Source organism: Pseudomonas sp. GB2N2 (assembly GCF_054897705.1).
The window spans coordinates 416645-442111 of record NZ_CM142701.1 but is presented as its reverse complement, the minus strand read 5'-3'; the positions used below and the strand labels follow the sequence as shown (position 1 = coordinate 442111).

The window sequence follows — 25467 nt, the reverse complement described above, 5'->3', positions numbered from 1 at the left end:
TCCTGCTAATCACTTTCATTTTATTGTTGAGCGCCGATCATCCTCGGCACTTTAGGCACTACTGCCAGAATGCCGGAGCACTGGCGCAGGCCGCTTTAATCAGATGGACCGCTTGATCGATATCCTGCTCGGTGGTGAAACGTCCCAGGCTCAAGCGAATGGTGCGGCTCGCCGAACGGGCGTCATGCCCCAGCGCCAGCAGCACATGGGAGGGCGCATTGCTTGCGGAGTTGCAGGCCGACGTCGCGGAAAACGCGATGGAAGCACTCAACGCCGCCGAATTGAACTCACCTTCATTGAACGTCAGGCTCAACGTGTGAGGAATACGCTGGGTCGGGCTACCGTTGAGGCGCACGCCAGGAAGGCTCAACAAGGGTTCGAGCAAGCGTTCACGCAAACGCGCGATCGTGGCTTTTTCCTCATCAAACAGCTGCGCCGCCAATTCAAACGCCACGCCCATTGCAGCAATCTGGTGAGTCGCCAAGGTACCGGAACGCAACCCGCCTTCGTGACCACCGCCATGAATCTGCGCCTGCAAACGCTGCTTCGCTCGAGACCCAACATATAGCGCGCCAATACCCTTGGGGCCGTAGATCTTGTGCGCCGAAAACGACATCAGGTCCACCGGCAACTGCCTCAGATCAATCGCAACTTTGCCGGCGCCCTGAGCGGCATCGACATGAAACAGCGCGTCGCGGGCGCGCACTGCCTCACCGATGGCGGCGATGTCGTTGACCGTGCCCAGCTCATTGTTGACCAGCATCAGCGACACCAGAAAGGTGTCCTCGCGCATCGCTTCGCTGACCGCTTGCGCGGTGATCAAGCCTTGCGCATCCGGCACCAGATACGTCACGGCAACACCCGCGTCCTGCAATTGCTTCGCGGTGTCGAGGATCGCCTTGTGTTCGATCTGGCTGGTGATGACATGGCCGCCGGCAACACCGCGGGCCTGGTCCACGCCCTTCAGGGCAAGATTGTTGGATTCAGTGGCGCCGGAGGTCCAGACGATCTGGTCGGGCTGAGCACCGACCAGATCAGCCACTTGCTTGCGCGCCTGCTCGACCGTTTGTCGGGCCTGTTGGCCGAACGCATGGGAGCTGGACGCCGGGTTGCCGAAATTGCCGGTAAACCCCAGACACTCGACCATGACGTGAATGACTCGCTCATCCACCGGCGTGGTGGCGGCATAGTCGAAATACAACGGACGTTTATTCATAAAAGACTCGCAGAGCGTGTTCCGGGATCAGGTGCTGGAAACCAGGCAACCATCAATACCTGATCGGATGCGTTAAAGAAGTACGACTTCATTTAAAAGTGCGTAGGAACGCTCCTGAAGTCGAGCTTAACAGGCATCGGGCAACCGGTTGAAGCAATGCGTCAGCTAAAGCTTTCCAGCAACAACGGATACAGCGAGGCCACCAGCAGCGCGGCCATGCCCCAATTGAACAGGCGCAACCAGCGGCGATCCTTGAGGACGTTGCGCAACAGCGTGCCGCACGCCGCCCAGACACCGACGCTCGGCAGGTTGATCAGGGCAAAAACCGCGGCGATCACGATGACGTTGGTGAAATATCCCTGCATCGGCGTGTACGTGCTGATGGCGCCGATGGCCATGATCCAGGCCTTGGGGTTGACCCACTGGAAAGCCGCGGCACCGAGGTAGCTGATGGGTTTGCCCCCTTCCTGATCGCTTTCGGAAACCGGCCCGGAATGGGCAATTTTCCATGCGAGATACAGCAAGTACGCCGCACCGACGTAACGCAGCACGGTGTAGAGCAATGGATAGGTTTTGAATACCGCGCCCAAACCAAATCCCACCGCAACCACGAGCACAAAAAAGCCGCAGGTAATGCCAAGCATGTGGGGGATGGTGCGGTTAAAGCCGAAGTTCACGCCCGATGCCAGCAACATGGTGTTGTTCGGGCCGGGAGTGATCGAGGTGACGAGGGCAAACAGGGCGAAGCCCAGCAGCAGATCGAACGAGAGCGTCATCGGTGGCAGTCCATCAGGGTCAGTCAGGTACTGACCCTATCGCGAACCTTCAATTAAACCCATGGACAGTTGGGTGAAACTTCGAGCGGTACAGTCGCTCAGCTTGGGCGGCCGTGCAGATGAACAGTGCGCTCGGCGTTCATTTCGCCTTGTTTGTCGAAGCTGAAGGATTTCTGTGGCTGACCCAGCAGTGCGGCTTTTTGTGAGTGGTATTCATCGAAAGACAACCCGCGACGATTCAACGATTCCAGCGCCAGTTGCCGGGTTTCTTCGGTGGTGTAGGGCCGCAGTTCCGGGGAGACGTGGCTGGCACATCCGGCGAGAACGGAGACGGCGAGCAGCAAGCAAGTGGCGAGTAAGGTTTTCATGATGGGCTGTCCTGGCTACTGGGTTCGGGGCAATGAACACAGGCTACTCGCGCCAATGGATGGGCAGAAATCAACGCTCTCGATAGTGGGTATTGAGGGGGAAGGCATCGCTGGACTGTGTAGGAGCCAGCTTGCTGGCGATAGCGGTAGATCGGGTGCACCGCGGCGCGCCGATCGCTGGCAAGCCAGCGCCTACAAGACTGTTCATATCTCTTAATGATCTATAAATATCAACCAACGGTCTTTTGAGGAATAACAGAGAGCCTTTATAACAACGATATGGCCTCGAACAGCTGTTGCCCACGCAACTGTTCGCCTGGCAACTGTTCGCCAAGCAACTGTCCGCCAGGCAACAGCCATTCAACAAACGGTACTGGAAATCAAACAGCGCATCGCTACCCCTGCGCTGCAAGCCCCGGGAAACCTGGGCTCGAAGGATTGGTACAGCTCTTGCTCAAGCCCTGTGACTATTCACTGCTCGCTGAGCAACTGTTTTAAAAGGAACTGATCATGTCGCGTCCACTGAACGTCGTTGCCCTCTCCGGCGGAACCTGGCGTCCGTCCCGCACCTTGGTGCTGACCCAGGCGTTGTTGGCCGAACTGGCCGAGCAACTGCCGATCGAGAGCAAGCTGATCGAACTGGGCGACATCGCCCGGCCATTGGGCGCGGCGCTGTCGCGTCAGGAACTGAGCGCCGACATCGAAGCCGAGCTGCAAGCCATCGAGAACGCCGACCTGCTGATCGTCGCCGCGCCGGTCTATCGCGGTTCCTACCCCGGCCTGCTCAAACATCTTTTCGACCTGATCGACCTGAACGCGCTGATCAACACACCGGTGCTGCTGGCCGCCACCGGTGGCAGCGAACGGCATGCGCTGGTGATCGATCATCAGCTGCGCCCGCTGTTCAGCTTCTTCCAGGCCCTGACGCTGCCGATTGGTGTCTACGCCACCGAAGCCGACTTCGCCAATTACCAAATAATCAGTGAGCCCTTAAAGGCCCGCATACGCCTTGCTGCAGAACGCGCCGCGCCGTTGTTCGGCGTGCACCCCAAAAATCTGCTGAAAATCGCTTAAGGATTTTTTCATGGATGTTTTCTGGTTTCTGCCGACTCACGGCGACGGCCATTACCTGGGCACCACCCAGGGCGCACGCCCAGTGACCCTCAACTACCTGAAACAAGTGGCCCAGGCCGCCGACAGCCTCGGCTACCACGGCGTACTGATTCCCACCGGACGTTCCTGCGAGGATTCGTGGGTCATCGCTTCGGCGGTGGTGCCGTTGACCGAACGCCTGCGTTACCTGGTCGCGATCCGTCCGGGGATCATCTCGCCAACCGTTTCGGCGCGAATGGCGGCGACCCTGGATCGACTGTCCAACGGTCGCTTGCTGATCAACGTGGTGACCGGTGGCGACCCGGATGAAAACCGCGGCGACGGGATCTTCCTCGACCACAGCGAACGCTACGAAGTCACCGACGAATTTCTGCAAATCTGGCGGCGTGTGCTGCAAGGCGAAGCGGTGGATTTCGAAGGCAAACATTTGCGGGTGCAGAACGCCAAGGCGCTGTATCCGCCGGTGCAGAAACCCTATCCGCCGCTGTATTTCGGTGGGTCATCCGAAGCGGCTCACGAACTCGCCGCCGAGCAAGTCGACGTGTACCTCACCTGGGGCGAGCCGCCTGCGGCCGTGGCAGAAAAAATCGCCGACGTGCGAGAGCGCGCGGCCCGTAACGGGCGCACGGTGAAGTTCGGGATTCGACTGCACGTGATCGTTCGCGAGACCGCCGAAGAGGCGTGGAAAGCTGCAGACAAACTCATAGAACACATCAGCGACGACACCATCGCCGCCGCGCAGAAGTCGTTCTCGCGCTTCGATTCCGAAGGCCAGCGGCGCATGGCGGCGTTGCACGACGGACGTCGCGACAATCTGGAAATCGCCCCCAACCTGTGGGCCGGCGTCGGCCTGGTGCGCGGCGGTGCCGGCACAGCGCTGGTGGGTGATGCTCAGCAAGTGGCGGCGCGCATCAAGGAATACGCGGACCTGGGCATCGAGAGTTTCATTTTCTCCGGTTATCCGCACCTCGAAGAGGCTTATTGCTTTGCCGAGCTGGTGTTCCCGCTGCTGCCTGAACCTTACGCCAGCCTGGCGGGACGCGGTGTGACCAACCTCACCGGGCCGTTTGGCGAAATGATCGCCAATGATGTGCTGCCTGCCAAAGCTACGGCCTGACAAGCACCCCCTGTGGGAATCTGCGCTGATTTTGATAAGGAACCCCCGCGTGACTGCCAAGCCGCAAAGTACCCTGATTTCCCCTCTGCAAACCGCGCGCCTGTTGGCGGCCGAGTTTGCCCTGACCGCTGTCGAACGCGACGAGCGCGGCGGCACTCCGAAAGCCGAACGTGACGCCTTGCGTCAAAGCGGTCTGCTCGCCTTGAGCATTCCCACCCAGTACGGCGGCCTCGGCGCCAGCTGGAGTGAAACCCTGACCATCGTTCGCGAATTCGCCAAGGTCGACAGCTCGATTGCCCACGTTTTCGGTTTCCATCACCTGATGCTCGCCACCGTGCGCCTGTTCGCCCGGCCGGAACAATGGCAGCCATGGTTCGAACAGACCGCACGTAAAAACTGGTTCTGGGGCAATGCCCTCAACCCGCTGGACACCCGCACCGTGGTAAAAAAACTCGGCGGCTGGCGCGAGTTTTCCGGCAAGAAAAGTTTCTGCTCCGGCGCCAGTGATTCAGAAATGCTGATCGCCTCGGCGGTGGATGAAAGCGCCGGCGGCAAACTGTTGATCGCGGCTATTCCCAGCGGTCGCACCGGCATTACCTTGCACAACGACTGGAACAACATGGGCCAGCGCCAGACCGACAGCGGCAGCGCCACGTTCGAACGGGTGCGGGTCGAAGAATCGGAACTGTTGCTCGACCCGGGTCCATTAAGCACACCATTCGCCTGCCTGCGCCCATTGATCGCGCAGCTAACCTTCACGCACATGTTCCTCGGCATTGCCGAAGGCGCTTTTGAAGAAGCACGCCAATACACGCTGACCGAAACCCGCCCATGGCATAAATCCAGCGCGCAAGACGTACGTCAGGATCCGTATGTGCTCGGTCATTACGGTGAATTCTGGGTGGCGCTGGAAGGCGTTCGTTTGTTGGTGGAACGTGCCGCCGATCTGCTCGACAAGGCCTGGGCAAAAGGCCCGAACCTCAGCGCCGAAGAGCGCGGACATCTGGCCACAGCCATCGCCACGGCCAAGGTCGCCGCCACCCGCAACGGCCTCGATCTCTGCAGCCGGTTGTTCGAAGTGACCGGCGCACGTTCGACCCACGCCTCACTGCGCCTGGACCGCCACTGGCGCAACCTGCGCACGCAAACCTTGCACGACCCGGTGGATTACAAACTCCATGAACTGGGCGATTGGGCGCTGAACCAGGCCCTGCCGATTCCGACTTTCTATTCATAGCCATCTCAGGGAGCCTGCCCCATGCAACTACTGACCTTACCGCCCTCGCCCGCATTGGCCACTTCCATCCGCGCCACCGCTCAGGTGTTCGAAGACCCGAAATCCCAGGCCCTGCTCGCCCACATCCAGCAAGTCGCGCCGAGTGAAGCCAGTGTGCTGATCATTGGTGAAACCGGCACTGGCAAAGAGTTGGTGGCGCGGCATATTCACAACCTCAGCGCCCGACGCAACCGGCCGTTCGTAGCCGTGAACTGCGGTGCGTTCTCCGAATCCCTGGTCGAGGCCGAACTGTTCGGCCACGAAAAAGGTGCGTTCACCGGGGCCTTGAGCGCCAAGGCCGGCTGGTTCGAAGAGGCCGATGGCGGCACGTTGTTCCTCGATGAAATCGGTGATCTGCCGATGGCGATTCAGGTCAAGTTGCTGCGTGTGTTGCAGGAACGCGAAGTGGTGCGACTGGGCTCGCGCAAGAGCATCCCGATCAATGTGCGCGTGCTGGCGGCCACCAATGTGCAGCTGGAAAAAGCCATCAACGCCGGGCATTTCCGCGAGGACCTGTATTACCGCCTCGACGTCGTCAGCCTGGAACTGAGCCCGCTGCGCGATCGTCCCGGCGACATTTTGCCGCTGACCCGCCACTTCGTCGAAGCCTACAGCCATCGCCTGGGCTACGGCACCGTCACTATCAGCAAAGAAGCCGAACTGAAACTGCGCGGCTACAGTTGGCCGGGCAACATCCGCGAACTGGAAAACGTCATTCACCACACCTTGTTGATCTGCCGTAACGGCGTGATCGAACGCGAAGACCTGCGCCTGTCGAACATGCGCATCGAGCGTCAGGACGATTACCACGGCAACGTCGACGATTCACCGGAAGCCTTGCTGGACCGGGCCTTTCAAAAACTCTTCGAAGAGCAGGCCGGCGCGCTGCACGAAAAAGTAGAGGACGCGTTGCTGCGCGCGGCCTACCGTTTCAGCCATTACAACCAGGTGCACACCGCGGCATTGCTCGGCCTGAGCCGCAACGTGACCCGTACACGCCTGATCAAGATTGGCGAACTGGCGGTGAATAAGCGCCGCCCTACGGAAAACCTGCAGGGCGAGCGTTTGATGCAATTGTCGATTTAAGGGGATCAAGGGCTGGGGGCGCAGCTGTGGGACTCATCGGCTGATCCGCAATAGCGGCGCGGCCATCGCGAGCAGGCTCACGCCCACATTGGAATGCATCCTCCTGTAGGAGCGAGCCTGCTCGCGAAAGCGGACTGTCAGACGATAAAGCTTAGAACCCTGGAGCGATCTGCCCTTTGTAGCGGGTCAGAATGAACTGCCGGACTTCATCGGAGTTCAACGCCTTGGCCAGTTTCTGAATACCCGGGTCGTTGATGTTATCCGGGCGAGCCACGAGGAATTCGATGTACAGGCTCTTGCCCTTCTCGACGATCAACGCACTGTTGGTGTCGATCCCAGCTTCCAGCGCGTAGTTGGCGAAGACAAACGCCAGGTCAACCTGGCTCACAGACCGCGCCAGCAACGCGCCTTCCAGTTCACGAATTTTCAGGTGTTTCGGGTTCTCGGCGATGTCGCGCTGAGTGGCCAGAGTATTGCTAGGGTCCTTGAGCTTGATCAGCCCGGCTTCGTGCAGCAGCACCAGCGCGCGACCAGTGTTCACCGGGTCGTTGGGGATCGACACTGTCGCCCCGTCTTTGAGCTCGGAGATGTTTTTGATTTTGGTCGAGTAAGCCCCGAACGGTTCGATGTGCACGCCGACGACTGGCACCAGGTCGGTGTGGCGCGTTTTGTTGTAGTCATCGAGGAATGGCCGGTACTGGTAGTAGTTGGCGTCGAGGTTCTTCAGCGCCAGTTGCTGGTTAGGCTGGATGAAGTCGGTGAAGACCTTGATGTCCAGGTCCACGCCTTCCTTGGCCAGGGTTGGTTTGATGAACTCGAGGATCTCCGCGTGCGGCACCGGGGTGGCACCGACAGTGATTTTTTCGTTGGCGTGAACGCTCAGCGATACAAGGGCAGCCAGAATGGCCAGGCTCTTTTTCATGGTGTGCTCCTAGGCAGATTAAGTGGCCGTCGTGGGGTGTTCGTGGGCCTGAGTGTTGGTTGTGAAAAAGCAGGAATCGAATGTTTATCGTCGGCTGTAGCGCGCCACCAGCCGGTCGCCGGTCATTTGCAGGGCCTGGACCAAGATCAACAACAGCACCACGGTGACCACCATCACGTCGGTCTGGAATCGCTGATAGCCGTAGCGGATCGCCAGGTCGCCGAGTCCGCCGCCGCCGATCACACCGGCCATCGCCGTGTAATCCACCAGCACGATGGCGGTCACCGTGACCGCTGCCAGCAACCCGCCGCGCGCCTCGGGCAACAAGGTGTGGCGGATGATTTGCCACGTGGTGCCGCCCATGGCCTGGGTGGCTTCCACCACACCGCGATCGACTTCGCGCAAGGCGGTTTCCACCAGCCGCGCGAAGAACGGCGTGCAGCCGACTACCAGTGGCGGAATCGTTCCCGGCACGCCCAGCGAGGTGCCGACCAGCAGCGTGGTCAGGGGGATCAGCACGATCAGCAAAATGATGAACGGCAGCGAACGCAGCATGTTGACGATCACCGACAGCACCCGGTAAACGCCGACCGCTTCATGCAATTGGCGCTTGCCGGTGAGGAACAGAACCACCCCCAGCGGCAATCCCAGCAGCACAGTGAAACCGAGGGCGGCGCCGAGCATGCTCAACGTCTCGAGGCAAGCCTGGCCGATGTCGGCCCAGTAAATGTTCTTGAACAACTCGGCCATGATCACGACCAATCGTGACGCGGCGGCTTGACGCCGTTGAGCAGCCAGTTGCCGACCACGTGGTATTTCCAGCGCACCGGATCATGCAAGGTGTGCACCCGCGCGTTGCGCCAGTGGCGGTCGAAGTTGTGCTTCTTCAGGGTCGAGCGGGTGCCGCCGAGTTCGAAGAGTTTGTTGGTGGCTTCGATGGCGATTTCGGTGGTCATCACTTTGGCCTTGGCCACCGCGAGGGACGCTCGGGCAACGTTGTCTTCATCGGGTGCCGGACGCGCCGCATCCAGCGCCCAACCGGCGCGTTCCAGCAGGGCTTCGGCGGCTTCCAGACGAATCTCCAGAGCGCCGACTTGAATGATGGTCAGCGGATCTTCGCTGGCCTTTTCCACCCCTGCATCGATCCACGGCCGGGCGAATTGCTGCACGAAGGCGATGGTGTCACGCAGCGCCGCGCGGGCAATGCCGGCGTCGATGGCGGCCGTGGTCAATTGCGCAAACGGCCCGGCGAGGGTCGGGCTTTCATAGGAGCGATAGGTCGGGAACACATTGAACGGCGCGACTTGCAGGTCTTCGGCCAGCACCGTGCCGCTGGACGTGGTGCGCTGGCCGATGCTGTCCCAGTCATCGACGATTACCAGGCCCGGCGTACCGCGTTCGACGAACGACAACTGGCCCTTCTGTTCTTCATCCAGCGCCAGCACCGCCAGCCAGTGGGCGTACAGCGAACCGGTGCAATAGCCCTTACGGCCGTTGATCACATGACCGTCACCAAAACGGCGGATGGTCGCTTGAATATCCTGCACGTTCTTGCCGCCGGTTTCCGACAGCGCATTGGCGTAGCGATGGCCTTGCAGCGCCAGGCCGAAGAAATGCGCCTGCTGCTCGGGGGTGCCTTGCAGTCGGATGTCTTCCAGCAGGCAATAGTGGTTTTGCGGAATCTGCCCCAGGGAGGGATCGGCTGCCGAGATGATCGCGATGACCTGCGCCAGCACCGCGTAGGAGACCTGCGCGCCTCCAAACTCCTTCGGCACGCTGATGCCCCACAAACCGCTGTTGGAGTACAGGTCGACGATCTCGGCAGGCACTTGGCGGCTGCGGTCGCGCTCGGCGTCCTGTTCCAGCAAAACCGCGGCGACGCGCTCGGCCACACGCAAGGCTTCGGCTTCGTCGGTGATCCGATGGGCGGCCGGCGGATTGATGGGGTAAACGGCAGATTCAGGCATACGTGTCTCTCGGCAACAGTGTTTGCCAGAGGACATTGCAGCTTCTGTGCCGGACTGTCTCAGCCCGTGTTTACGAGCACTTCATGGCACTTTTAACGGGTTTTGAGTAAGAAACCCGAGCAATCTGTTGCTTGACTGTTGATGGCTGAACAGTGGCGATGCTGCTCGTCGGGCACTCGGTCGGCGGAAACGGGCTGACCTATAGTTATCCGATCGGAAATCGACGTAGGAACACCTTCCACTCACAACAAGAACAGGGAGATCGATCATGAGCGTCAAACCCATTCCAGAGGGTTATCACAGCATCACCCCGTACCTGGGCATTCAAAAAGCGGCTGAAGCCATCGAGTTCTACAAGAAAGCTTTTGGCGCCATCGAAGTCATGCGCCTGTCCATGCCCGACGGCGGCATCGGCCACGCCGAACTGCGCATCGGCGATTGCCCGATCATGCTCGGCACGCCGTGCGATCAGGGGCCGTTGAGCAATCCGGACAACTCGCCGTCGGTGGGCTTGCACCTGTACGTGAACGATGTGGACACGTCTTATCAACAGGCGATTGCGGCGGGCGGCTCGGTGGTGTCTGAGGTCAAGGATCAGTTTTATGGCGACCGCTCGGGGACCTTGAAGGATCCGTATGGGCATTTGTGGTTTCTGGCCACGCGCAAGGAGGACCTGACCCAGGCGGAGATTGAGCAGCGAGCGCAGGCGATGTTTCAGCAGGGTTGAGTTTTTCAGTATTTGTTATGGCCCCATCGCATCGGCGGCAGCGGGCCGGGCCTGTTGTTGCTGCACGGTCACCCGCAGACCCATGTCATCTGGCACGAAGTCGCCGAACAACTGGCCGAGCACGTTACCGTGATCGCGGCGGACCTGCGCGGCTACGGCGACAGCGGCGAACCGCCGGCCAAATTCCCACACGGTGTGTCGTCTTGATGACCACGGCCCCGTCCTGTTGTACTTGAACAGAGATCCCTGTGGGAGCGGCCATGCGGTCGTTCATGGGAACAGGAAACATTTACTTTCATATCCCGGTTCGGGATTTCGATGGCTCATCCGTCTTATAGAGATGCAGTCGGTTCGTGTAGGCAAAAGCCACGACCGTCTTTTAATGGACCTCACGCTGGGAAGCCCGCAGCAAAGGCCCAATCATCGATACAAGACTTTAATCATGTCGAAAAAATCCCGTTCAAAACTCTGGTTTCTGGTGCATAGCTGGCTGGCCCTGCCAATCTGGTTTTTTGTGCTGATCGTCTGTGTCACCGGCACGCTGGCGGTGATCAGTCAGGAAATCGTCTGGCTGGCCAACCCGCAGATGCGCGCCAGCCAACCCACGGATGATGCGCCGCTGTTGAGCTACGACCAGATCATCAGCGAGATGAAGAAGGCCGAACCCGACACGCTGGTCGAAACCATCAGCCGCCCGGACGAATCGCACTTCGCCCTCGATGTACGCGTGACCTACCCCGACGGCCGCACCGCCACGGTGTACGTCAACCCGTACAGCGGCATCATCCAGGGTACCGCGCCACCATTCAACTTCCAGGCATTTACCCGCGCACTGCATGGTTGGTGGCTGGTGCCGTTCACCAACGGCTACAGCTGGGGCTGGTACCTGGTGTCGTTCCTCAGCCTGCCGATGCTGGCGTCGCTGGTCACCGGGCTGGTGGTCTACAAGAAATTCTGGAAAGGTTTTCTGCGCCCGACCCTGCGCCTGCGGCATGGCGCGCGGATTTTCTGGGGCGATTTTCATCGGCTCAGCGGCCTCTGGTCGATCTGGTTCATCGCGGTGATCTCCGTCACCAGCACTTGGTTCCTTGCCGAAGCCTTCCTGTTCGATAACCAGATTTCGATTTCCACCGCCCCGATTGCCCCGGTGGTCGCGCGTGAAAGCGTGCCGCTCACCGCCGATGGTTCGCCGGCGCCGATGATCACCCTGGAAGCGGCGATCAATCAGGTCAAGCAACGCATTCCCGGGCTCGAAGACAGCTTCGTGAGTTTGCCCGCCAACGCCTACAGCTTCCTGTCGGTGGGCGGTCGCAGCGGGTATCCGCTGATCTACCAGACCGCCGAGATCAACCCGTACACCGGCGACGTCGCCGTAACCCGCCTGCTGTCGGACCGCTCGGGCCTGGAGCTGGTCACCGAATCGATGCGGCCACTGCACACCGGTGATTTCGGCGGTCTCTGGATCAAGCTGATCTGGTTCTTCTTCGGCCTGCTCCTGAGCATGATGGTGCTCAGCGGCCTGCTGATCTGGACCAAGCGTACCGCGCTGGCCACGGCCAACGCCTTGAAGCGCAGCCACAAACGCCCTCGTGCTGAACAGACGGCTCATGCCACGAGCCGCGACGCCACGGAGGTCAGCCAATGAGCCTGTTCACCGCCGAAAAACCCGGTTCCGGACTGAGCCGCTTCTGGCACAAATGGCGCTTCCACATCAACGTGCTGCTGTTGCTGATACCGCTGGGGTTCATGCCCAAATATTTCACTGAAGCGGCGTTGTTTCGCGGCGACACGGGTCTCGGTGAGCGGGAAATCGGTGACGTGCAGGTCGGGCCGTGGAGCCTGCGCCTGGCGGAATTTCGCAACGAAGCGCCACGGCCCGAGGGCCCGGCCGGCTACATGAAAAGCTTCAACGCGGCGCTGTGCGACAGCTGCCGCGAGCAGGTCAAGGCCACTTACCTGCGTATCGGCAAGCCCCGCAGCCTGCGCGCTGCCGGGGTGATTTTCTTCGGCACGCCCTACCGCATGAGCGCGGTGTTGCCGATCCCGGAAAAAACCAAGGCCGACGCCGAGCTGTGGATAACCATGGAAGGCTGGGACGGCGCCATGCATCAAGCTTCGATCCCGCTGAACCAGGCATCCCCCACTACCCTCGAGTGGCTGAACAAACAAGGAGGCAAACCATGATCACCGCGATTCGCCCTCTTCACGCGGTGTTGCTGGTGCTGTGCACCGGCTTCAGCACCAGTGCCCTGGCCCACAACCCGATGTGCGAGTGCAAGGCCCTCGACGCCGAACAGATCCAGTGCACCGGTGGGTTTTCCGATGGCAGCGGCGCGCCGGGCGTGACCCTCGACGTCATCGGTTACGACGAAACCATCCTCGTCCCGGGCAAGCTCGGCGCCGACTCCAAAGTGACCTTCAAGAAGCCTGGCGCCGAGTTCTACGTGCTGTTCGACGCCGGTCCCGGCCACGTGGTCGAGATCGATCAAGCGGACATCCAGGCGCCATGACTACGCCAACGACCCACGTCGTCCGCCCGGCCGGTGCCGGCCATGAAACCCTGTACGTGCTGCTGTTGTGCCTGATGATTTTGGCGGTCGCCGGTTCGGTAGTCGCCTGGCGCCATGAGTCCCCGGAAACCACCCGCGTCAACCGCCATCAACTGGATGCCCGCCGCGACCTGAGCCCCTCCGAGCAAGGCATCTATGCCGACCTGCGGGTGACGCTGGACGAGGTTCACCTGCTGCGTCAGGAACAACAGACCCTGCCGACACCCGCCGCCCTCGCCGACGAAGGTTTTGCGCCGTTCGCCCAGGACGCCAGTTCCGTCAGCCGTGGCGCTCATGCCTGGCAATTGCTCGACGCCAAGGCCTACTTCGGCCAAAGCCAGGCACCGACCGTGGCCGGTTCGTTTCTGATGCGCGTGACCGCTGACGATGACGCGCCGGATATCTGGCTCAACCGCGTCGCCGACCTCAAGGCCCCGGCAGACCTGACGAAAGCCGCGCTGGAAAGCGCCGGCTGGCAGCAGATAGTCGCGCAATTCGATGCCGGCGTGACCCGCCAGCATCGGCACTGAACCCTCGCCTTTCCCGAGAGAAGACCGCTTTCCCATGCCTATTCAACGTTCTTTTTTGCGCCTGATGCTGCTCGGCCTGCTCGGCCTGCTCGCCTTGCTGCTGACGCCACTGGCCAGCGCCGACGAAGTCAAGCGCCTGCGCATCGGCATCACCCTGCACCCTTATTACAGCTACGTGGCCAACATCGTCGGCGACAAGGCCGAAGTAGTGCCGCTGATTCCCGCCGGCTTCAACCCCCACGCCTACGAGCCCCGCGCCGAAGACATCAAGCGCATCAGCGGGCTGGACGTGATCGTGCTCAACGGCGTCGGGCATGACGACTTCGCTGACCGCATGATCGCCGCCAGCGAAACGCCGAACGTGCCGGTGATCGAAGCCAACGAAAACGTGCCGCTGCTGGCCGCCACCGGGGTCGCCGCGCGCGGTGCCGGCAAAGTGGTCAACCCGCACACCTTTCTCTCGATCAGCGCCTCGATTGCCCAGGTCAACAACATTGCCCGGGAGCTGGGCAAGCTCGACCCGGACAACGCCAAGACCTACACCCAGAACGCCCGCGCCTACGGTAAACGCCTGCGGCAGATGCGCGCCGACGCCCTGGCGAAGCTGACTCAGGCGCCGAACGCCGAACTGCGAGTGGCCACGGTTCATGCAGCGTACGACTACCTGCTGCGCGAATTCGGCCTGGAAGTGACCGCCGTGGTCGAGCCGGCACACGGCATCGAGCCGAGCCCGAGTCAGCTGAAAAAGACCATCGATCAACTGCGCGAACTGGACGTGAAAGTGATCTTCTCGGAGATGGATTTCCCGTCGACCTACGTCGAGACCATCCAGCGTGAGTCAGGCGTGAAGCTGTACCCGCTGTCGCACATTTCCTACGGCGAATACACCGCCGACAAGTACGAGAAGGAAATGACCGGCAACCTCAATACCGTGGTCCGGGCGATTCAGGAGTCTGGCGCATGACGGCGAAACAAACTCTCCGCGAACCCCCTGTAGGAGTGAGCCTGCTCGCGAAAGCGGTGGATCAGCCAACATTATTGTTGGATGACACACCGCATTCGCGAGCAGGCTCGCGCCTACAAAGTGCGGGGCCAACCCTGGATTTTGCGGAGGTCGGTCTGACGCTCGGCCGCACTACGATTCTCGACAAGGTGACCTTCCAGGTCCAGCCCGGCAGCGTGCATGCGCTGGTCGGTCCGAACGGTGGCGGCAAGAGTTCGCTGATCAAGACCCTGCTCGGGCAGATGCCGCATCAAGGTCGCCTGAGCCTGCAATGGCCGGGCGAGGCGGGCACCATCGGCTACGTGCCGCAAGCGCTGGAATTCGACCGCGGCTTGCCGATGACGGTCGACGATTTCATGGCCACCATGTGTCAGCGGCGCCCGGCATTCCTCGGCCTGAGCAAACACTACGCGGCAGCGATCGGCGAGGCGCTGGAACGGGTCGGCCTGCAGGACAAACGCAAGCGGCGCATGGGCGCATTGTCCGGTGGCGAGCGCCAGCGTGTGCTGCTGGCGCAGGGACTGATTCCGGCACCGCAGTTGCTGGTGCTCGATGAACCGATGTCGGCCCTCGATGAGGCGGGCATTCAGGTGTTCGAGCGCTTGCTCGGCGACTGGCGCCGCAGCGGCATCACCGTGTTGTGGATCGAGCATGATCTGGGAGCGGTCGGGCGACTGGCGGATCGCGTCACCGGGCTCAATCGCCGGGTGTTGTTCGATGACACGCCAAAGCAGTCCCTCACACCCGAAACCCTGCTCACCCTGTTTTCGACCCATCCACGGAGCGCTGTTTCATGAGTTACGAAGCCTTTCGTTTGATGGTTCAGGGTTGGGCGTCTTCGGGTTATCTGCCGGAAGCGCTGGCCTATGGATTCGTGGTCAACGCGTTGCTTGCCGGTTTGCTGATCGGCCCGGTGCTGGGCGGTCTGGGGACGCTGGTGGTGGTCAAGCGTTTCGCGTTTTTCTCCGAAGCGGTGGGTCATGCGGCGTTGACCGGCGTGGCCATTGGCATTTTGCTAGGCGAACCCTACACCGGGCCGTTTGGCAGCCTTTTCGGTTACTGCCTGTTGTTCGGCATTTTGCTCAACTACTTGCGCAACCGCACGGGCCTGGCGCCGGACACGTTGATCGGCGTGTTTCTGTCAGTGTCGCTGGCGCTGGGCGCGAGCCTGCTGCTGATTCTGGCGGGCAAGATCAACGTGCACATTCTGGAGAACGTGCTGTTCGGCTCGGTGTTGACGGTCAACGGCAATGACCTGCTGGTCTTGGCGATTGTCGGTTCGCTGGTGATGGCGCTGGCCTTGCCGCTGTACAACCGCATCATGCTCGCCAGTTTCAACCCGCAACTGGCGGCGGTGCGCGGCGTGGCGGTGAAGACCCTGGATTACCTGTTTGTGATTCTGGTGACGCTGATCACCGTAGCGGCCGTAAAAGTCATCGGCGCGATCCTGGTCGGCGCCCTGTTGGTGATTCCAGCGGCGGCGGCGCGCTTGCTCAGCCAATCACTGAAAGGCTTTTTCTGGTGCTCGGTGCTGATTGCCACAGTGAGCACGCTGTGCGGAATTCTCGCGCCGATTGTCTTCGACCTGCCTATCCCGTCCGGCGCCGCGATCATTCTGGTGGCCGGAATCGCCTTCGCCCTCGCCGCGATCGCACGCGGCGGCGTCCCCAGCCTGAAAGGGAACCTCGGATAAATGTTATTTCCTCTGCGTCAATTGGCCCTGGCCGTCGCCCTGTGCGGCCTGGCGAATCCTTCGTTTGCGGCGGAGAGCACCAAACCGCTGCACGTGCTGGCGTCGCTGCCGATCACTTACGGGCTGGGCGAATTATTACTCAAGGGCACCAGCGTCAACCTTGAACGTGCGGCGCCGGCGAACCTGCCCGGCAGCCGTCAAACCGCGTATTTCACCGGACGTGGCGCGGCGGCGCTGGCGATACTGGCGACCGACGCCGATGCGGTGATCGGGCTGCGTTCGGTGTGGCCGGATGATCCGCTGTACCCGAACGCCCGGCGCAGCAACATCCGCATCGTCGAAGTCGATGCGGCCCGCCCGGTGGACGGCGCTTTGCCCGGCATTGCCGTGCAACCGGACAACAAGGTCGACGGTTTGAACAGTCAGCCGTGGTTTTCCAGCAACAACATGGGGCGCATGGCGGATGTAATGGCGGCGGATCTGGTGCGCCTTGCGCCCGACGCCAAACCGACCATCGAAGCCAACCTCGCAGCGCTAAAACAGCGCTTGCTCAAGTTCAGCGCCGACAGCGAAACGCGTCTGGCCAGTGCTGACAACCTGAGCGTGATGAGCCTCAGCGATCATTTCGGTTACCTGATCGGCGGGCTCAACCTGGAGCAGATCGGCCTCGATGCGCGGCCGGATGCCGAGTGGACGCCCGAAGCACTGAAGCAATTGAGCGCGACGCTGAAGGACAATGACGTGGCGGTGGTCTTGCACCATCGACAGCCGTCAGATGCGCTGAAAGCCGCGATTTCCGAGGCGGGTAGCCGGTTGGTGGTGTTGAGTGTGGATGCGGCGGATCCGGTGGCTGAGCTGCAGGGGAATGTGGATCTGGTGATCACCGCGTTAAAAGGTGCGTAATCCCGCCGAATCAATTGGCATGACATGAATCCTCTGTAGGAGCCCGGCTTGCCGGCGAGGGCGTCGGTGAAATCGCTATCGCCGCGGTGCGACGATTCGCCAAGCCGGGCTCCTACAAGTGCTGCGCTCGCCGGACAATTTCCGAAACCCAAAAAAAACCCGCTGACCGTCTCGGTCCAGCGGGCTTTTTTTGCGCCATCACTCAGTGAGCCACAGCCGCCTCGTCCATTTTCTTGCGCAGACTCAACGGGCGCATGTCCGTCCAGGTCTCTTCGATGTAAGCCAGGCATTCCTTTTTCAGGCCGCTCTTGCCCACGGTGCGCCAACCTTCCGGCACGGCTTTGTAGTCGGGCCAGATCGAGTACTGCTCTTCGTGGTTGACCACGACCTGAAAGAGGATGTCCTCGCGGTCGAATACTGACGTCATGCTGTCTCTCCATCGCTGTAAGGTGGTTTGCGCCGTGTGCGCAGCCGTTATGTAAGAAAGAACGTTCCGCGGTCCGGGAAATTTAGAGACTGGCGATGGCCGCCGTCATCGCCCGACCGAAAATCTCCGCGACCCGGTCGATTTCCGCCGCGGTAATCACCAGTGGGGGCAGGAAACGCACCACGCCGCCGTGACGGCCACCGAGTTCAAGAATCAACCCGCGCTTGAGGCACTCACGCTGCACCAACGGTGCCAGGCGAGCAAAAATCGGGGGGTGACCCTGTGCATCCAGCGCGCCTGTCGGATCCACCAGCTCCACGCCCAGCATCAGGCCGCGCCCTCGTATATCGCCCAGTTGCGGGAAGTCCCGCTGCAGGATGCGCAGGTGTTCGCTCAAGCGATCCCCCATCGCCGTTGCGTGCTCGCAGACCTTGTGCTCGACCAGATAACGCATTACCGCGGAGCCGGCGGCCATCGCCATCTGGTTGCCGCGGAAAGTCCCGGCATGGGCGCCCGGCAGCCAGGTGTCGAGCCAGTCGCGGTAAACCACCACCGCCAGCGGCAGGCTGCCGCCAATGGCTTTGGACATCACCACCACATCCGGAACAATCCCGGCGTGCTCGAAGGCGAACATCTTGCCGGTGCGGGCAAAGCCGCTCTGTATCTCGTCGATGATCAGCGCCACTCCCGCCTGCTCGGTAATGCGCCGCAAGCCGCGCAACCAGTCGAGGTCAGCCGGGATCACCCCGCCCTCGCCCTGCACGACTTCGACGATCACTGCGGCCGGCAATTGCACGCCGGCCTCGGGATCGTGCAGCAGGTTTTCCAGGTAATTGAGGTTGACCTGTACGCCTTGCGCGCCACCGAGGCCGAACGGGCAACGGTAATCGTAGGGAAACGGCATGAACTGCACGCCGCTGCTGAGCAAGGCACCCAAGGGCTTTTTCGGCCCGAGGCTGCCCATCAGGCTCAGCGCGCCCTGGCTCATGCCGTGATAACCGCCCTGAAACGACAACACGGTGCTGCGCCCGGTGGCGGTGCGCACCAGTTTCAGCGCAGCTTCCACCGCGTCAGTGCCGGTCGGCCCGCAGAACTGGATCTTCGCTTCAGCCGCGAGCGCCGGCGGCAACAGGCCAAACAGGTCCTGGACGAACTGGTCCTTGACCGGGGTGGTCAGGTCAAGCGTGTGCAGCGGCAATTCATCGGCCAGCACTTGCTGGATCGCCTCAATCACCACCGGATGGTTATGCCCCAGGGCCAACGTCCCGGCGCCGGCCAGGCAATCAATGAAGCTACGGCCTTCGACGTCTTCGACATAAATGCCTTTAGCCCGCTTAAGCGCCAGGGGAATGCGTCGCGGATAGCTGCGGGCATTCGATTCCTGCCGGCTCTGGCGCGCCAGCAGAGGCGATTCGTTGAACTGATACAGCGTTTCGGCCGGCACCGGAGTGATCCGGGCCGACTGATCTTCCATAAGGCTGGTAGCGACTGACATCTCTCGACCCCTCAATAAGGTTTTCCTGTTCTGGAAACGCATCAGCGCGCCGAGGATTTAGACCCTTGATCGGCTTTCCATGGAGGTGGAGTGAGTGTCTTGTGCATCGGGATGGCGTGGAGCCCGGCGACGGTGAAGGTTTCGCCACAGGGCTGATAGCCCAGATGACGATAAAAGGCTTCGCTGGTCCGGGTGCTGTTGAGCATGGCCTGCGCCAACCCGTTATCCATCAGCCAACCCTCAAGGTCGTGGACCAACGCCAGCCCCGCGCCGCGTCGAAACCACTCCGGCTGCACATAACAGAACGCAACCTTGCCGCTGGCCGCCGCCATCGCGACACCCACCGGTTTGCCCTGCAACAGGGCCATGTTCAAGTACAACCGTGGTTCGCCCAGCCATGCGTGGATGTGCTCGACGGTCTTGTTGTGGGTCCAGGCAGCGACGGTTAGTGGGTCATTGCGATGGTCGAGTGCGCAACCGACGCGGATCGAACGCTCGACGATCCGGCAGATGATGCCGGCGTCAGCGGGGGTTGCCTTGCAGATGCGTAAGGGTGTTTCCATGGCGCTGTGACCTCAATCCATTGAGAAAAAGCTGCCGGGGACGATAGCGCTGGAGGCCGGCGAAATGCCAATGGAGAGAAGTTACATTTGATGTGCACAACCGAACCTTGCAGCAGCCAGCTTGCCGGCGATGCGGTAGTCCGCCAGCACATTTACTGACTGGACGGACGCCATCGCCAGTAAGCAGGCTCCTGCGAGGGCATAGTGGTGTGGGTTAGATGGGTTGCAGCGGCATCGTCAGTTCAACCCGCAGCCCATCCGGCCGGCTGTCGAAATGCAGCGTGCAGCCGCAGCGCTGAACGATCGCCTGAACGATCGCCAGTCCCAACCCGCAGCCGGTGCTCTGGCTGTTGCGCCAGAAACGTTGGGTCAGGTGTTGCAGATCGTCCTCGGCAATGCCCGCGCCATGGTCGCGCACCACGAACTGCACCCGGTTGCCGGTGGTTTCCAGGCTCAATTCCACTGGCCCCTCGTTCGGCGTATGGCGCAGGGCGTTGTCCAGCAAGTTGCGCAGTGCGGCAATCGACAGCACGGCGGGCATTTGCACCGGCGCAAGAGAGAGCGTCGCCGGCACCTTGAACCTGATGCGTTGGCGATCACCGCTGGCCGCGTCCTGAATCGCCAATTTCGCCACTTGTTCGGCGCTGCATTGCACGCCGTCATCGAACGACAGACTGCCCTCGACCCGCGCCAGCAACAGCAACTGCTCAAGCGTTCGATGCAAACGGTCGGCGCCCTCTTCGGCCCGGGCCAGGGATTGATCCCGCGCCGCGCCGTCGGTCATGCGCGCCACTTGCAGGTGGGTCTTGATCGCCGTCAGCGGGCTGCGCAATTCGTGAGCGGCGTCACCGGTGAGGCGACGTTCGCGCTCGATGGTCTTGCCGATACGCAGGAACAGCTGATTCTGGGTGTCCAGCAACGGTTGCAGTTCGCTGGGCAGTGGCTGGATCTGCAACGGCTCCAGCGAGTCGGCGCTGCGGCGCATCAAGGCATCGCGCATGCGGTTCAGTGGCGCAAGTCCCTGGCCGATCCCCAGCCACAGCAGGCACAGGCAACCGAGCAGCGCGACGCCGACCGGCACCGAGGCCGCCAGCAGGATCGACATGTTCAGTGCTTCACGTTCGATCTGCCGATCAGCGGTGGTGATGCGCAAATCGCCACGCGCCAGGGTAAAGCTGCGCCACGGCGCACCGTCGATCATCTGGTCGTGGAAACCCATTTTCTCGGCTTCCAGGGTTTGCTGCGGATCGGTGTGACTGCGGGCGAGGATTTCACCGCGTAGCGAACTGACCTGGCACGCCATGCCGCCCGGAATGTTCAATTGTTCGGCGCTGAAATGGGTGCCCTCGCCCTTGGTTGGCAATGCCGGCAATTGCTCCATCAGGCCGGCGACCATGCGCGCCGACGCCACCAGCCGCTGGTCAAGAGAGAACATCATCTGGTTGCGCAGGTCGCTGAGCATCCAGGCCGCCGCCAGCGCCCAGATCAACGCAAACGCGGCACCCAGGGTCAGGCTCAGGCGCAAACGCAGGCTCATCACTTCTTCAATTCCTCACCGCCATCCGCAGGCCCCAGCCGATAGCCCAGGCCGCGCACGGTCTCGACAATGCCGTTGCCGAGTTTGCGCCGCAGGTGATGGATATGCACATTGAGGGCGTTACTTTCCAGTTCGTCGTTGAAACCGTAGACGCTGTCTTTCAATTGCTCAGTGGACAACACCCGGCCACGATTGTGCAGCAAGGCCTGCAACAGCGACTGTTCGCGACGGGAAAGGTCCACCGACTGGCCGCCAAGCAGGGTTTCGCGGCTGCTTGGGTCGTAGGTCAGACGGCCGTGTTCGATCAGGTTGACACTGCGTCCCGCCACCCGCCGCAACAGCGTATGCAGGCGCGCAGCAAGTTCGCGCAGATCGAACGGTTTGAGCAGGTAATCATCGGCCCCGGCCTGCAAACCATCGACACGATCGGTCACCGAGTCCCGGGCGGTGAGGATCAGCACCGGAATTTCCAGGCCGCTGTGGCGCAGTTGCTGCAAGAGCTTCAATCCGTCTTCGTCGGGCAGGCCAAGATCGAGCACCATGACGTCGAACTCAGCGACCTTGAGCATCGCCCGGGCCTTTGAAGCGGTATTGACGTGCTCCACTGTCAAGCCTTGAGCAGTCAACCCCGCGACGATACCGCTGGCGATCAGCTCGTCGTCTTCGCAAACCAGTACGTGCATGGTTAACCCTGCTGAAAAAAAAAGATTAGGCCGGTGGCCGATTAAGCCGACATTATGCCGCAACCACCTTGGCCACAAGGCCATCAGGGTTAATCATCGGTTAATCGCGGCCCGCCACTGTGCACCTCACCTGCACAGGGATAAGGCTTACCCATGCGTCGTCTGTTTTTGTTTTTTGTTCTCTTGATCTCGGGTTTCGCCCAGGCAGGGACCAACCCGTTTGATACCAAACCTGAATTCCTGCCAGTGGAAAAGGCGTTCATCTTCACTTCCGAACGCCTCGAATCGGGTGAAACACAGCTCTACTGGCAGATCACCGACGGTTATTACCTTTATCAGAAACGCCTGAAATTCGATGGCTTGCCTGCTGATCAGCTTCCTATACTGCCCGAGGGTGAGTCCCACAGCGATGAATTCTTCGGTGAACAACCGGTTTATCGCCAGGGTCTGGAACTGAAGATTCCGGCCGGCGCGACCGGCCAGATCAAAGTCGGTTTCCAGGGCTGTGCCGATGCTGGCCTGTGTTATCCACCGCAAACCCAAGTGGTGGATCTAGGCGGCAACGCCCCTGTTTCCGCGACGAACGAAGCACCGGATCAAGCGCTGGCCAGCGGCCTGCAACAACGGGCGCTGGGCTGGAGTCTGCTGGTGTTCTTCGGTTTGGGTCTGCTGTTGGCTTTCACCCCTTGCTCATTGCCCATGCTGCCGATTCTGGCCGGTTTGATTGTGGGCAGTGGTGCCACGCCCAAACGCGGCTTCGCGTTGGCCACCAGCTACGTCGTGAGCATGGCGCTGGTGTATGCAGCGATGGGCGTTGTCGCCGCATTGCTTGGGGCCAATTTACAGGCGTTGCTGCAAAACCCATGGTTGCTGGGCAGTTTTGCGGCGGTGTTTGTGCTGCTGGCGTTGCCGATGTTCGGGTTCTTCGAGTTGCAACTGCCGGTGGCAGTGCGTGATCGGCTGGAAAACGTGTCGCGCAACCAGCGCGGTGGCAGCCTGATCGGTGCCGGAGCGCTGGGCGCCTTGTCCGGCTTGCTGGTCGGTCCATGCATGACCGCGCCGCTGGCGGGCGCCCTGCTCTATATCGCGCAAAGTGGCAATGCGCTGCACGGCGGGTTGATCCTGTTCGCCATGGGCATCGGGATCGGTGTGCCGTTGCTGTTGCTGGTGACGGTCGGCAATCGTTTCCTGCCCAAACCCGGCGCCTGGATGAACCTGCTCAAGGGCGTATTCGGTTTCCTGTTCCTCGCCACGGCGTTGCTGATGTTGCGTCCAGTGCTGGATCAATCGCTGTGGGTTGGTTTGTGTGGCGCCTTACTGCTGATTGCTGCCTACAGCGCCTGGAAACAGTCGCAGGGTTTTGGACGCGTCGCGCATCTGTTCGGCGCCAGCTCGTTGTTGCTCGGCGTGTGGGGCGGTCTGTTGATGGTTGGGGCGGCGGGCGGCAGCGATAGTCTGGTCAAACCGCTGCAGGTCTACAGCGCTGCGAATGCGGGCAATGTCACACGCACGGTTGGCCACGACGCGTTCACCACGATCAAGGACCCTGGCGCATTGCAACGCGAACTCGATGCGGCGAAGGCTCAAGATCAGTGGGTGTTGCTGGACTACTACGCCGACTGGTGCGTGTCGTGCAAGGTCATGGAAAAACAGGTGTTCGGCCAACCCCGTGTGCTCGACGCCTTGAACGACGTGCGCTTGCTACGGCTGGACGTCACCGCCGACAATGCCGCCAGCCGCGAACTGCTAGGCCGTTATAAAGTGCCGGGGCCGCCGAGTTTCCTGTGGATCGGCGCCGACGGTGAAGAACGTCGCAGCCAGCGCATCACCGGCGAGGTCGATGCCGACACCTTCCTGCAACGCTGGACCACCACCCGAGACGCCCGTTAATGCTGACCTTCACCCTCGGCACCTTTGCCATCGCGCTCAACCACCTGCTGCTGATCAGTGCCTTGGCGCTGGCGACGTTTGTTGGCTGGCGAGCGGCCAAGCGCGGTGGCGAGAATCCCGAATCGGTGTTGTTCAGCCTGTTCCTGATCGGCATGCTGGCGGCGCGGATCAGTTTCGTGGCGCTCTACTGGTCGCACTATCGCAATGATCCGTGGCAAATCATCGACCTGCGCGACGGTGGTTTCCTCGCATTGCCCGGGGTAATCGTGCTGCTGCTCGCCGCGCTGTATCGCGGCTGGCGACGTTCGGGCTTGCGCCGTCCGCTGGGCTTTGGCGTGGGCAGTGGCCTGGCGTTCTGGTTGCTGGCGACGTTCTCCCTGACGATTTACGAACAGGGCACGCGCCTGCCGGACATTGCCCTGCGCAATGCCGCCGGCGAAACCGTGCAACTGGCGGACTACAAAGGTGGCCCATTGGTGATCAATCTCTGGGCCACCTGGTGTCCACCGTGCCGACGGGAAATGCCGGTACTGGAAAACGCCCAGCAACACCGGCCGGACTTGACGTTCCTGTTCGTCAATCAGGCAGAAAGCATGCAAAGCGTCAGCACCTTCCTCGAAACCCAGGGCCTGAGCCTGTCCAACGTGCTGTTCGACGGCAGTGGCCGTCTGGGCCAGGCCGTGGGTTCCATGGCGTTGCCGACTACGCTGTTCTATAGCCCCGACGGTCGTTTGTTGGGCAGCCATCTGGGCGAGTTGTCGGAAGCCAGCCTGGCGCACGCCCTGGAATACTTCGACACCCCGAATCCCGCCACACCTTCCACCTCGTCAAGGAAATTGCCATGCCCCGCCTCCGCCACCTGCTGACGCTAACCCTGGGCGCCGCCCTGCTGCACCTGCCGTCGGTACAGGCTGCCGAAGAACTGCCCGAAGCGATCAAGAAGATCGAAGCCAAGGGCGCGAAAATCGTCGGTCAGTTCGATGCGCCCGACGGCCTTCGCGGTTATGCCGCGCAATATCAGAACCGCGGCATGGCGCTATACCTGACGCCGGATGGCAAGCATGTGCTGCTGGGCAATTTGTACGACGCCGAAGGCAATGACCTGAGCAGCGCGCCTTTGCAGAAACTGGTGTACGCGCCGATGTCCAAGGAAGTCTGGAGCAAGATGGAAGCCAGCAACTGGATCGGTGACGGCAACAAGGACGCGCCGCGTGTGGTGTATCTGTTCAGCGACCCGAACTGCCCTTACTGCAACATGTTCTGGGAACAGGCGCGGCCCTGGGTGAAATCCGGCAAGGTGCAGTTGCGGCACATTATGGTCGGCATCATTCGCGAAGACAGCCCGGGCAAATCCGCTGCTTTGCTGGCGGCCAAAGATCCGCAAAAAGCCCTGCAGGATCACGAAGGCGCCGGCAAGGCCAGCACGCTCAAGGCGCTGAAAGACGTACCGCCGGCGATCCAGGCGAAACTGGCGGCAAACATGCAGTTGATGGAAGAGCTGGAATTGCAGGCGACTCCGGCGATTTTCTACATGGATGACAAGGGTGAGTTGCAACAGCAGCAGGGCGCGCCTTCGCCGGACAAATTGCTGAAGATCCTGGGACCGAAGTAGTTTTTACTGGCGCC

At 61.3% G+C, this 25467-nt stretch carries 26 protein-coding genes and 2 pseudogenes; 17 read left to right on the top strand and 11 right to left on the bottom strand.

Translation table 11 applies throughout. The features are described 5' to 3' along the window. Positions 1-58: 58 nt before the first annotated feature. From ACYZT4_RS02095 to ACYZT4_RS02085, 3 genes are all read right to left on the bottom strand, one after another. Complete coding sequence (locus tag ACYZT4_RS02095; RefSeq protein ID WP_461984871.1) at positions 59-1216, bottom strand: cysteine desulfurase family protein; 1158 nt, start codon at positions 1214-1216, stop codon at positions 59-61. 161 nt (positions 1217-1377) lie between these two features. Continuing rightward, positions 1378-1992, bottom strand: coding sequence for a LysE family translocator (locus ACYZT4_RS02090; RefSeq protein WP_461984869.1), 615 nt, complete (start codon positions 1990-1992; stop codon positions 1378-1380). A gap of 98 nt (positions 1993-2090) precedes the next feature. After that, complete coding sequence (locus ACYZT4_RS02085) at positions 2091-2360, bottom strand: hypothetical protein (protein ID WP_461984867.1); 270 nt, start codon at positions 2358-2360, stop codon at positions 2091-2093. A 510-nt stretch (positions 2361-2870) separates the two neighbouring features. On the opposite strand from ACYZT4_RS02085, the gene msuE reads away from it, so the two are divergent. Genes msuE through ACYZT4_RS02065 form a run of 4 tightly spaced genes read left to right on the top strand, consistent with a single transcriptional unit; the run spans position 2871 to position 6952 of the window. Beyond that, the gene (gene msuE / locus ACYZT4_RS02080; protein WP_461984866.1) at positions 2871-3434 is read left to right on the top strand and encodes an FMN reductase; all 564 of its coding nucleotides are present in this window, start codon (positions 2871-2873) and stop codon (positions 3432-3434) included. A 10-nt stretch (positions 3435-3444) separates the two neighbouring features. Beyond that, positions 3445-4590, top strand: a complete 1146-nt coding sequence (gene ssuD / locus ACYZT4_RS02075; protein ID WP_461984864.1) for an FMNH2-dependent alkanesulfonate monooxygenase — start codon at positions 3445-3447, stop codon at positions 4588-4590. A gap of 49 nt (positions 4591-4639) precedes the next feature. After that, on the top strand, positions 4640-5827 hold the full coding sequence (locus ACYZT4_RS02070; protein ID WP_461984862.1) for an acyl-CoA dehydrogenase family protein: 1188 nt from the start codon (positions 4640-4642) through the stop codon (positions 5825-5827). Between the two features lie 21 nt (positions 5828-5848). Then, positions 5849-6952, top strand: a complete 1104-nt coding sequence (locus ACYZT4_RS02065) for a sigma-54 interaction domain-containing protein (protein ID WP_461984860.1) — start codon at positions 5849-5851, stop codon at positions 6950-6952. A 151-nt stretch (positions 6953-7103) separates the two neighbouring features. On the opposite strand, the gene ACYZT4_RS02060 is transcribed toward ACYZT4_RS02065, so the two are convergent. From ACYZT4_RS02060 to ACYZT4_RS02050, 3 genes are all read right to left on the bottom strand, one after another. Then, positions 7104-7874, bottom strand: coding sequence for a MetQ/NlpA family ABC transporter substrate-binding protein (locus tag ACYZT4_RS02060; protein ID WP_461984858.1), 771 nt, complete (start codon positions 7872-7874; stop codon positions 7104-7106). 84 nt (positions 7875-7958) lie between these two features. Further along, complete coding sequence (locus ACYZT4_RS02055) at positions 7959-8624, bottom strand: methionine ABC transporter permease (RefSeq protein ID WP_461984856.1); 666 nt, start codon at positions 8622-8624, stop codon at positions 7959-7961. A 2-nt stretch (positions 8625-8626) separates the two neighbouring features. Then, on the bottom strand, positions 8627-9841 hold the full coding sequence (locus ACYZT4_RS02050; RefSeq protein ID WP_461984854.1) for an SfnB family sulfur acquisition oxidoreductase: 1215 nt from the start codon (positions 9839-9841) through the stop codon (positions 8627-8629). Positions 9842-10109: 268 nt separating this feature from the next. Between ACYZT4_RS02050 and ACYZT4_RS02045 the strand changes: the two genes are divergently transcribed. The 10 genes and pseudogenes from ACYZT4_RS02045 to ACYZT4_RS02000 all read left to right on the top strand — a co-directional run bounded on the left by ACYZT4_RS02045 (position 10110) and on the right by ACYZT4_RS02000 (position 17246). Further along, the gene (locus ACYZT4_RS02045; protein WP_461984852.1) at positions 10110-10568 is read left to right on the top strand and encodes a VOC family protein; all 459 of its coding nucleotides are present in this window, start codon (positions 10110-10112) and stop codon (positions 10566-10568) included. Positions 10569-10580: 12 nt separating this feature from the next. After that, positions 10581-10760, top strand: a pseudogene (locus ACYZT4_RS02040) (alpha/beta fold hydrolase); the annotation flags it as partial. Positions 10761-11010: 250 nt separating this feature from the next. Continuing rightward, positions 11011-12213, top strand: a complete 1203-nt coding sequence (locus ACYZT4_RS02035) for a PepSY-associated TM helix domain-containing protein (RefSeq protein ID WP_461984851.1) — start codon at positions 11011-11013, stop codon at positions 12211-12213. Next, the gene (locus tag ACYZT4_RS02030; protein WP_461984849.1) at positions 12210-12752 is read left to right on the top strand and encodes a thiamine pyrophosphate-binding protein; all 543 of its coding nucleotides are present in this window, start codon (positions 12210-12212) and stop codon (positions 12750-12752) included. Before ACYZT4_RS02035 ends, ACYZT4_RS02030 begins: the two co-directional genes overlap by 4 nt. Next, the gene (locus ACYZT4_RS02025) at positions 12749-13078 is read left to right on the top strand and encodes a hypothetical protein (RefSeq protein ID WP_461984848.1); all 330 of its coding nucleotides are present in this window, start codon (positions 12749-12751) and stop codon (positions 13076-13078) included. Before ACYZT4_RS02030 ends, ACYZT4_RS02025 begins: the two co-directional genes overlap by 4 nt. Next, entirely contained in the window at positions 13075-13647 is a 573-nt protein-coding gene (locus tag ACYZT4_RS02020; protein WP_461984846.1) for a DUF6162 family protein, read from the top strand. The genes ACYZT4_RS02025 and ACYZT4_RS02020 overlap by 4 nt, the downstream gene beginning before the upstream one ends. A gap of 34 nt (positions 13648-13681) precedes the next feature. Then, positions 13682-14611, top strand: a complete 930-nt coding sequence (locus ACYZT4_RS02015; protein WP_461984844.1) for a metal ABC transporter substrate-binding protein — start codon at positions 13682-13684, stop codon at positions 14609-14611. A gap of 97 nt (positions 14612-14708) precedes the next feature. Next, positions 14709-15447, top strand: a pseudogene (locus ACYZT4_RS02010) (metal ABC transporter ATP-binding protein); the annotation flags it as partial. Next, positions 15444-16343: a metal ABC transporter permease gene (locus ACYZT4_RS02005; protein ID WP_461984842.1), complete on the top strand. Its 900-nt coding sequence runs from the start codon at positions 15444-15446 to the stop codon at positions 16341-16343. The pseudogene ACYZT4_RS02010 and the gene ACYZT4_RS02005, both read left to right, overlap by 4 nt. Next, positions 16344-17246 (top strand): metal ABC transporter substrate-binding protein, encoded by a 903-nt coding sequence (locus ACYZT4_RS02000; protein ID WP_461984840.1) that lies wholly within the window; start codon positions 16344-16346, stop codon positions 17244-17246. 202 nt (positions 17247-17448) lie between these two features. On the opposite strand, the gene ACYZT4_RS01995 is transcribed toward ACYZT4_RS02000, so the two are convergent. The 5 genes from ACYZT4_RS01995 to ACYZT4_RS01975 form a co-directional block, all read right to left on the bottom strand. After that, complete coding sequence (locus ACYZT4_RS01995) at positions 17449-17673, bottom strand: MbtH family protein (protein ID WP_461984838.1); 225 nt, start codon at positions 17671-17673, stop codon at positions 17449-17451. An 82-nt stretch (positions 17674-17755) separates the two neighbouring features. Further along, positions 17756-19168 carry a diaminobutyrate--2-oxoglutarate transaminase gene (locus tag ACYZT4_RS01990; protein ID WP_461984836.1) on the bottom strand — a complete coding sequence of 471 codons (1413 nt, stop codon included), beginning with the start codon at positions 19166-19168 and terminating at the stop codon, positions 17756-17758. Between the two features lie 41 nt (positions 19169-19209). Continuing rightward, positions 19210-19731, bottom strand: coding sequence for a GNAT family N-acetyltransferase (locus tag ACYZT4_RS01985; RefSeq protein ID WP_461984835.1), 522 nt, complete (start codon positions 19729-19731; stop codon positions 19210-19212). A 214-nt stretch (positions 19732-19945) separates the two neighbouring features. Then, on the bottom strand, positions 19946-21271 hold the full coding sequence (locus tag ACYZT4_RS01980) for an ATP-binding protein (RefSeq protein WP_461984833.1): 1326 nt from the start codon (positions 21269-21271) through the stop codon (positions 19946-19948). After that, a complete protein-coding gene (locus tag ACYZT4_RS01975; protein WP_461984832.1) occupies positions 21268-21951 on the bottom strand; it encodes a response regulator in 684 nt (227 codons plus the stop codon). The genes ACYZT4_RS01980 and ACYZT4_RS01975 overlap by 4 nt, the downstream gene beginning before the upstream one ends. A 153-nt stretch (positions 21952-22104) precedes the next feature. Between ACYZT4_RS01975 and dsbD the strand changes: the two genes are divergently transcribed. The 3 genes from dsbD to dsbG are packed head-to-tail and all read left to right on the top strand — an operon-like array spanning position 22105 to position 25453. Then, the gene (dsbD, locus tag ACYZT4_RS01970) at positions 22105-23841 is read left to right on the top strand and encodes a protein-disulfide reductase DsbD (RefSeq protein ID WP_461984829.1); all 1737 of its coding nucleotides are present in this window, start codon (positions 22105-22107) and stop codon (positions 23839-23841) included. Further along, the gene (locus ACYZT4_RS01965) at positions 23841-24707 is read left to right on the top strand and encodes a TlpA family protein disulfide reductase (protein WP_461984827.1); all 867 of its coding nucleotides are present in this window, start codon (positions 23841-23843) and stop codon (positions 24705-24707) included. Before dsbD ends, ACYZT4_RS01965 begins: the two co-directional genes overlap by 1 nt. Then, a complete protein-coding gene (dsbG, locus tag ACYZT4_RS01960; RefSeq protein ID WP_461984826.1) occupies positions 24683-25453 on the top strand; it encodes a thiol:disulfide interchange protein DsbG in 771 nt (256 codons plus the stop codon). Before ACYZT4_RS01965 ends, dsbG begins: the two co-directional genes overlap by 25 nt. Positions 25454-25467: the final 14 nt, after the last annotated feature.

What these genes read in the sequence shown, in the direction of transcription:
- ACYZT4_RS02095 (WP_461984871.1), bottom strand. Translation starts at nt 1,216, where the DNA reads ATGAATAAACGTCCGTTGTATTTCGACTATGCCGCCACCACGCCGGTG.
- ACYZT4_RS02090 (WP_461984869.1), bottom strand. Translation starts at nt 1,992, where the DNA reads ATGACGCTCTCGTTCGATCTGCTGCTGGGCTTCGCCCTGTTTGCCCTC.
- ACYZT4_RS02085 (WP_461984867.1), bottom strand. Translation starts at nt 2,360, where the DNA reads ATGAAAACCTTACTCGCCACTTGCTTGCTGCTCGCCGTCTCCGTTCTC.
- msuE (WP_461984866.1), top strand. Translation starts at nt 2,871, where the DNA reads ATGTCGCGTCCACTGAACGTCGTTGCCCTCTCCGGCGGAACCTGGCGT.
- ssuD (WP_461984864.1), top strand. Translation starts at nt 3,445, where the DNA reads ATGGATGTTTTCTGGTTTCTGCCGACTCACGGCGACGGCCATTACCTG.
- ACYZT4_RS02065 (WP_461984860.1), top strand. Translation starts at nt 5,849, where the DNA reads ATGCAACTACTGACCTTACCGCCCTCGCCCGCATTGGCCACTTCCATC.
- ACYZT4_RS02060 (WP_461984858.1), bottom strand. Translation starts at nt 7,874, where the DNA reads ATGAAAAAGAGCCTGGCCATTCTGGCTGCCCTTGTATCGCTGAGCGTT.
- ACYZT4_RS02055 (WP_461984856.1), bottom strand. Translation starts at nt 8,624, where the DNA reads ATGGCCGAGTTGTTCAAGAACATTTACTGGGCCGACATCGGCCAGGCT.
- ACYZT4_RS02050 (WP_461984854.1), bottom strand. Translation starts at nt 9,841, where the DNA reads ATGCCTGAATCTGCCGTTTACCCCATCAATCCGCCGGCCGCCCATCGG.
- ACYZT4_RS02045 (WP_461984852.1), top strand. Translation starts at nt 10,110, where the DNA reads ATGAGCGTCAAACCCATTCCAGAGGGTTATCACAGCATCACCCCGTAC.
- ACYZT4_RS02035 (WP_461984851.1), top strand. Translation starts at nt 11,011, where the DNA reads ATGTCGAAAAAATCCCGTTCAAAACTCTGGTTTCTGGTGCATAGCTGG.
- ACYZT4_RS02030 (WP_461984849.1), top strand. Translation starts at nt 12,210, where the DNA reads ATGAGCCTGTTCACCGCCGAAAAACCCGGTTCCGGACTGAGCCGCTTC.
- ACYZT4_RS02025 (WP_461984848.1), top strand. Translation starts at nt 12,749, where the DNA reads ATGATCACCGCGATTCGCCCTCTTCACGCGGTGTTGCTGGTGCTGTGC.
- ACYZT4_RS02020 (WP_461984846.1), top strand. Translation starts at nt 13,075, where the DNA reads ATGACTACGCCAACGACCCACGTCGTCCGCCCGGCCGGTGCCGGCCAT.
- ACYZT4_RS02015 (WP_461984844.1), top strand. Translation starts at nt 13,682, where the DNA reads ATGCCTATTCAACGTTCTTTTTTGCGCCTGATGCTGCTCGGCCTGCTC.
- ACYZT4_RS02005 (WP_461984842.1), top strand. Translation starts at nt 15,444, where the DNA reads ATGAGTTACGAAGCCTTTCGTTTGATGGTTCAGGGTTGGGCGTCTTCG.
- ACYZT4_RS02000 (WP_461984840.1), top strand. Translation starts at nt 16,344, where the DNA reads ATGTTATTTCCTCTGCGTCAATTGGCCCTGGCCGTCGCCCTGTGCGGC.
- ACYZT4_RS01995 (WP_461984838.1), bottom strand. Translation starts at nt 17,673, where the DNA reads ATGACGTCAGTATTCGACCGCGAGGACATCCTCTTTCAGGTCGTGGTC.
- ACYZT4_RS01990 (WP_461984836.1), bottom strand. Translation starts at nt 19,168, where the DNA reads ATGTCAGTCGCTACCAGCCTTATGGAAGATCAGTCGGCCCGGATCACT.
- ACYZT4_RS01985 (WP_461984835.1), bottom strand. Translation starts at nt 19,731, where the DNA reads ATGGAAACACCCTTACGCATCTGCAAGGCAACCCCCGCTGACGCCGGC.
- ACYZT4_RS01975 (WP_461984832.1), bottom strand. Translation starts at nt 21,951, where the DNA reads ATGCACGTACTGGTTTGCGAAGACGACGAGCTGATCGCCAGCGGTATC.
- dsbD (WP_461984829.1), top strand. Translation starts at nt 22,105, where the DNA reads ATGCGTCGTCTGTTTTTGTTTTTTGTTCTCTTGATCTCGGGTTTCGCC.
- ACYZT4_RS01965 (WP_461984827.1), top strand. Translation starts at nt 23,841, where the DNA reads ATGCTGACCTTCACCCTCGGCACCTTTGCCATCGCGCTCAACCACCTG.
- dsbG (WP_461984826.1), top strand. Translation starts at nt 24,683, where the DNA reads ATGCCCCGCCTCCGCCACCTGCTGACGCTAACCCTGGGCGCCGCCCTG.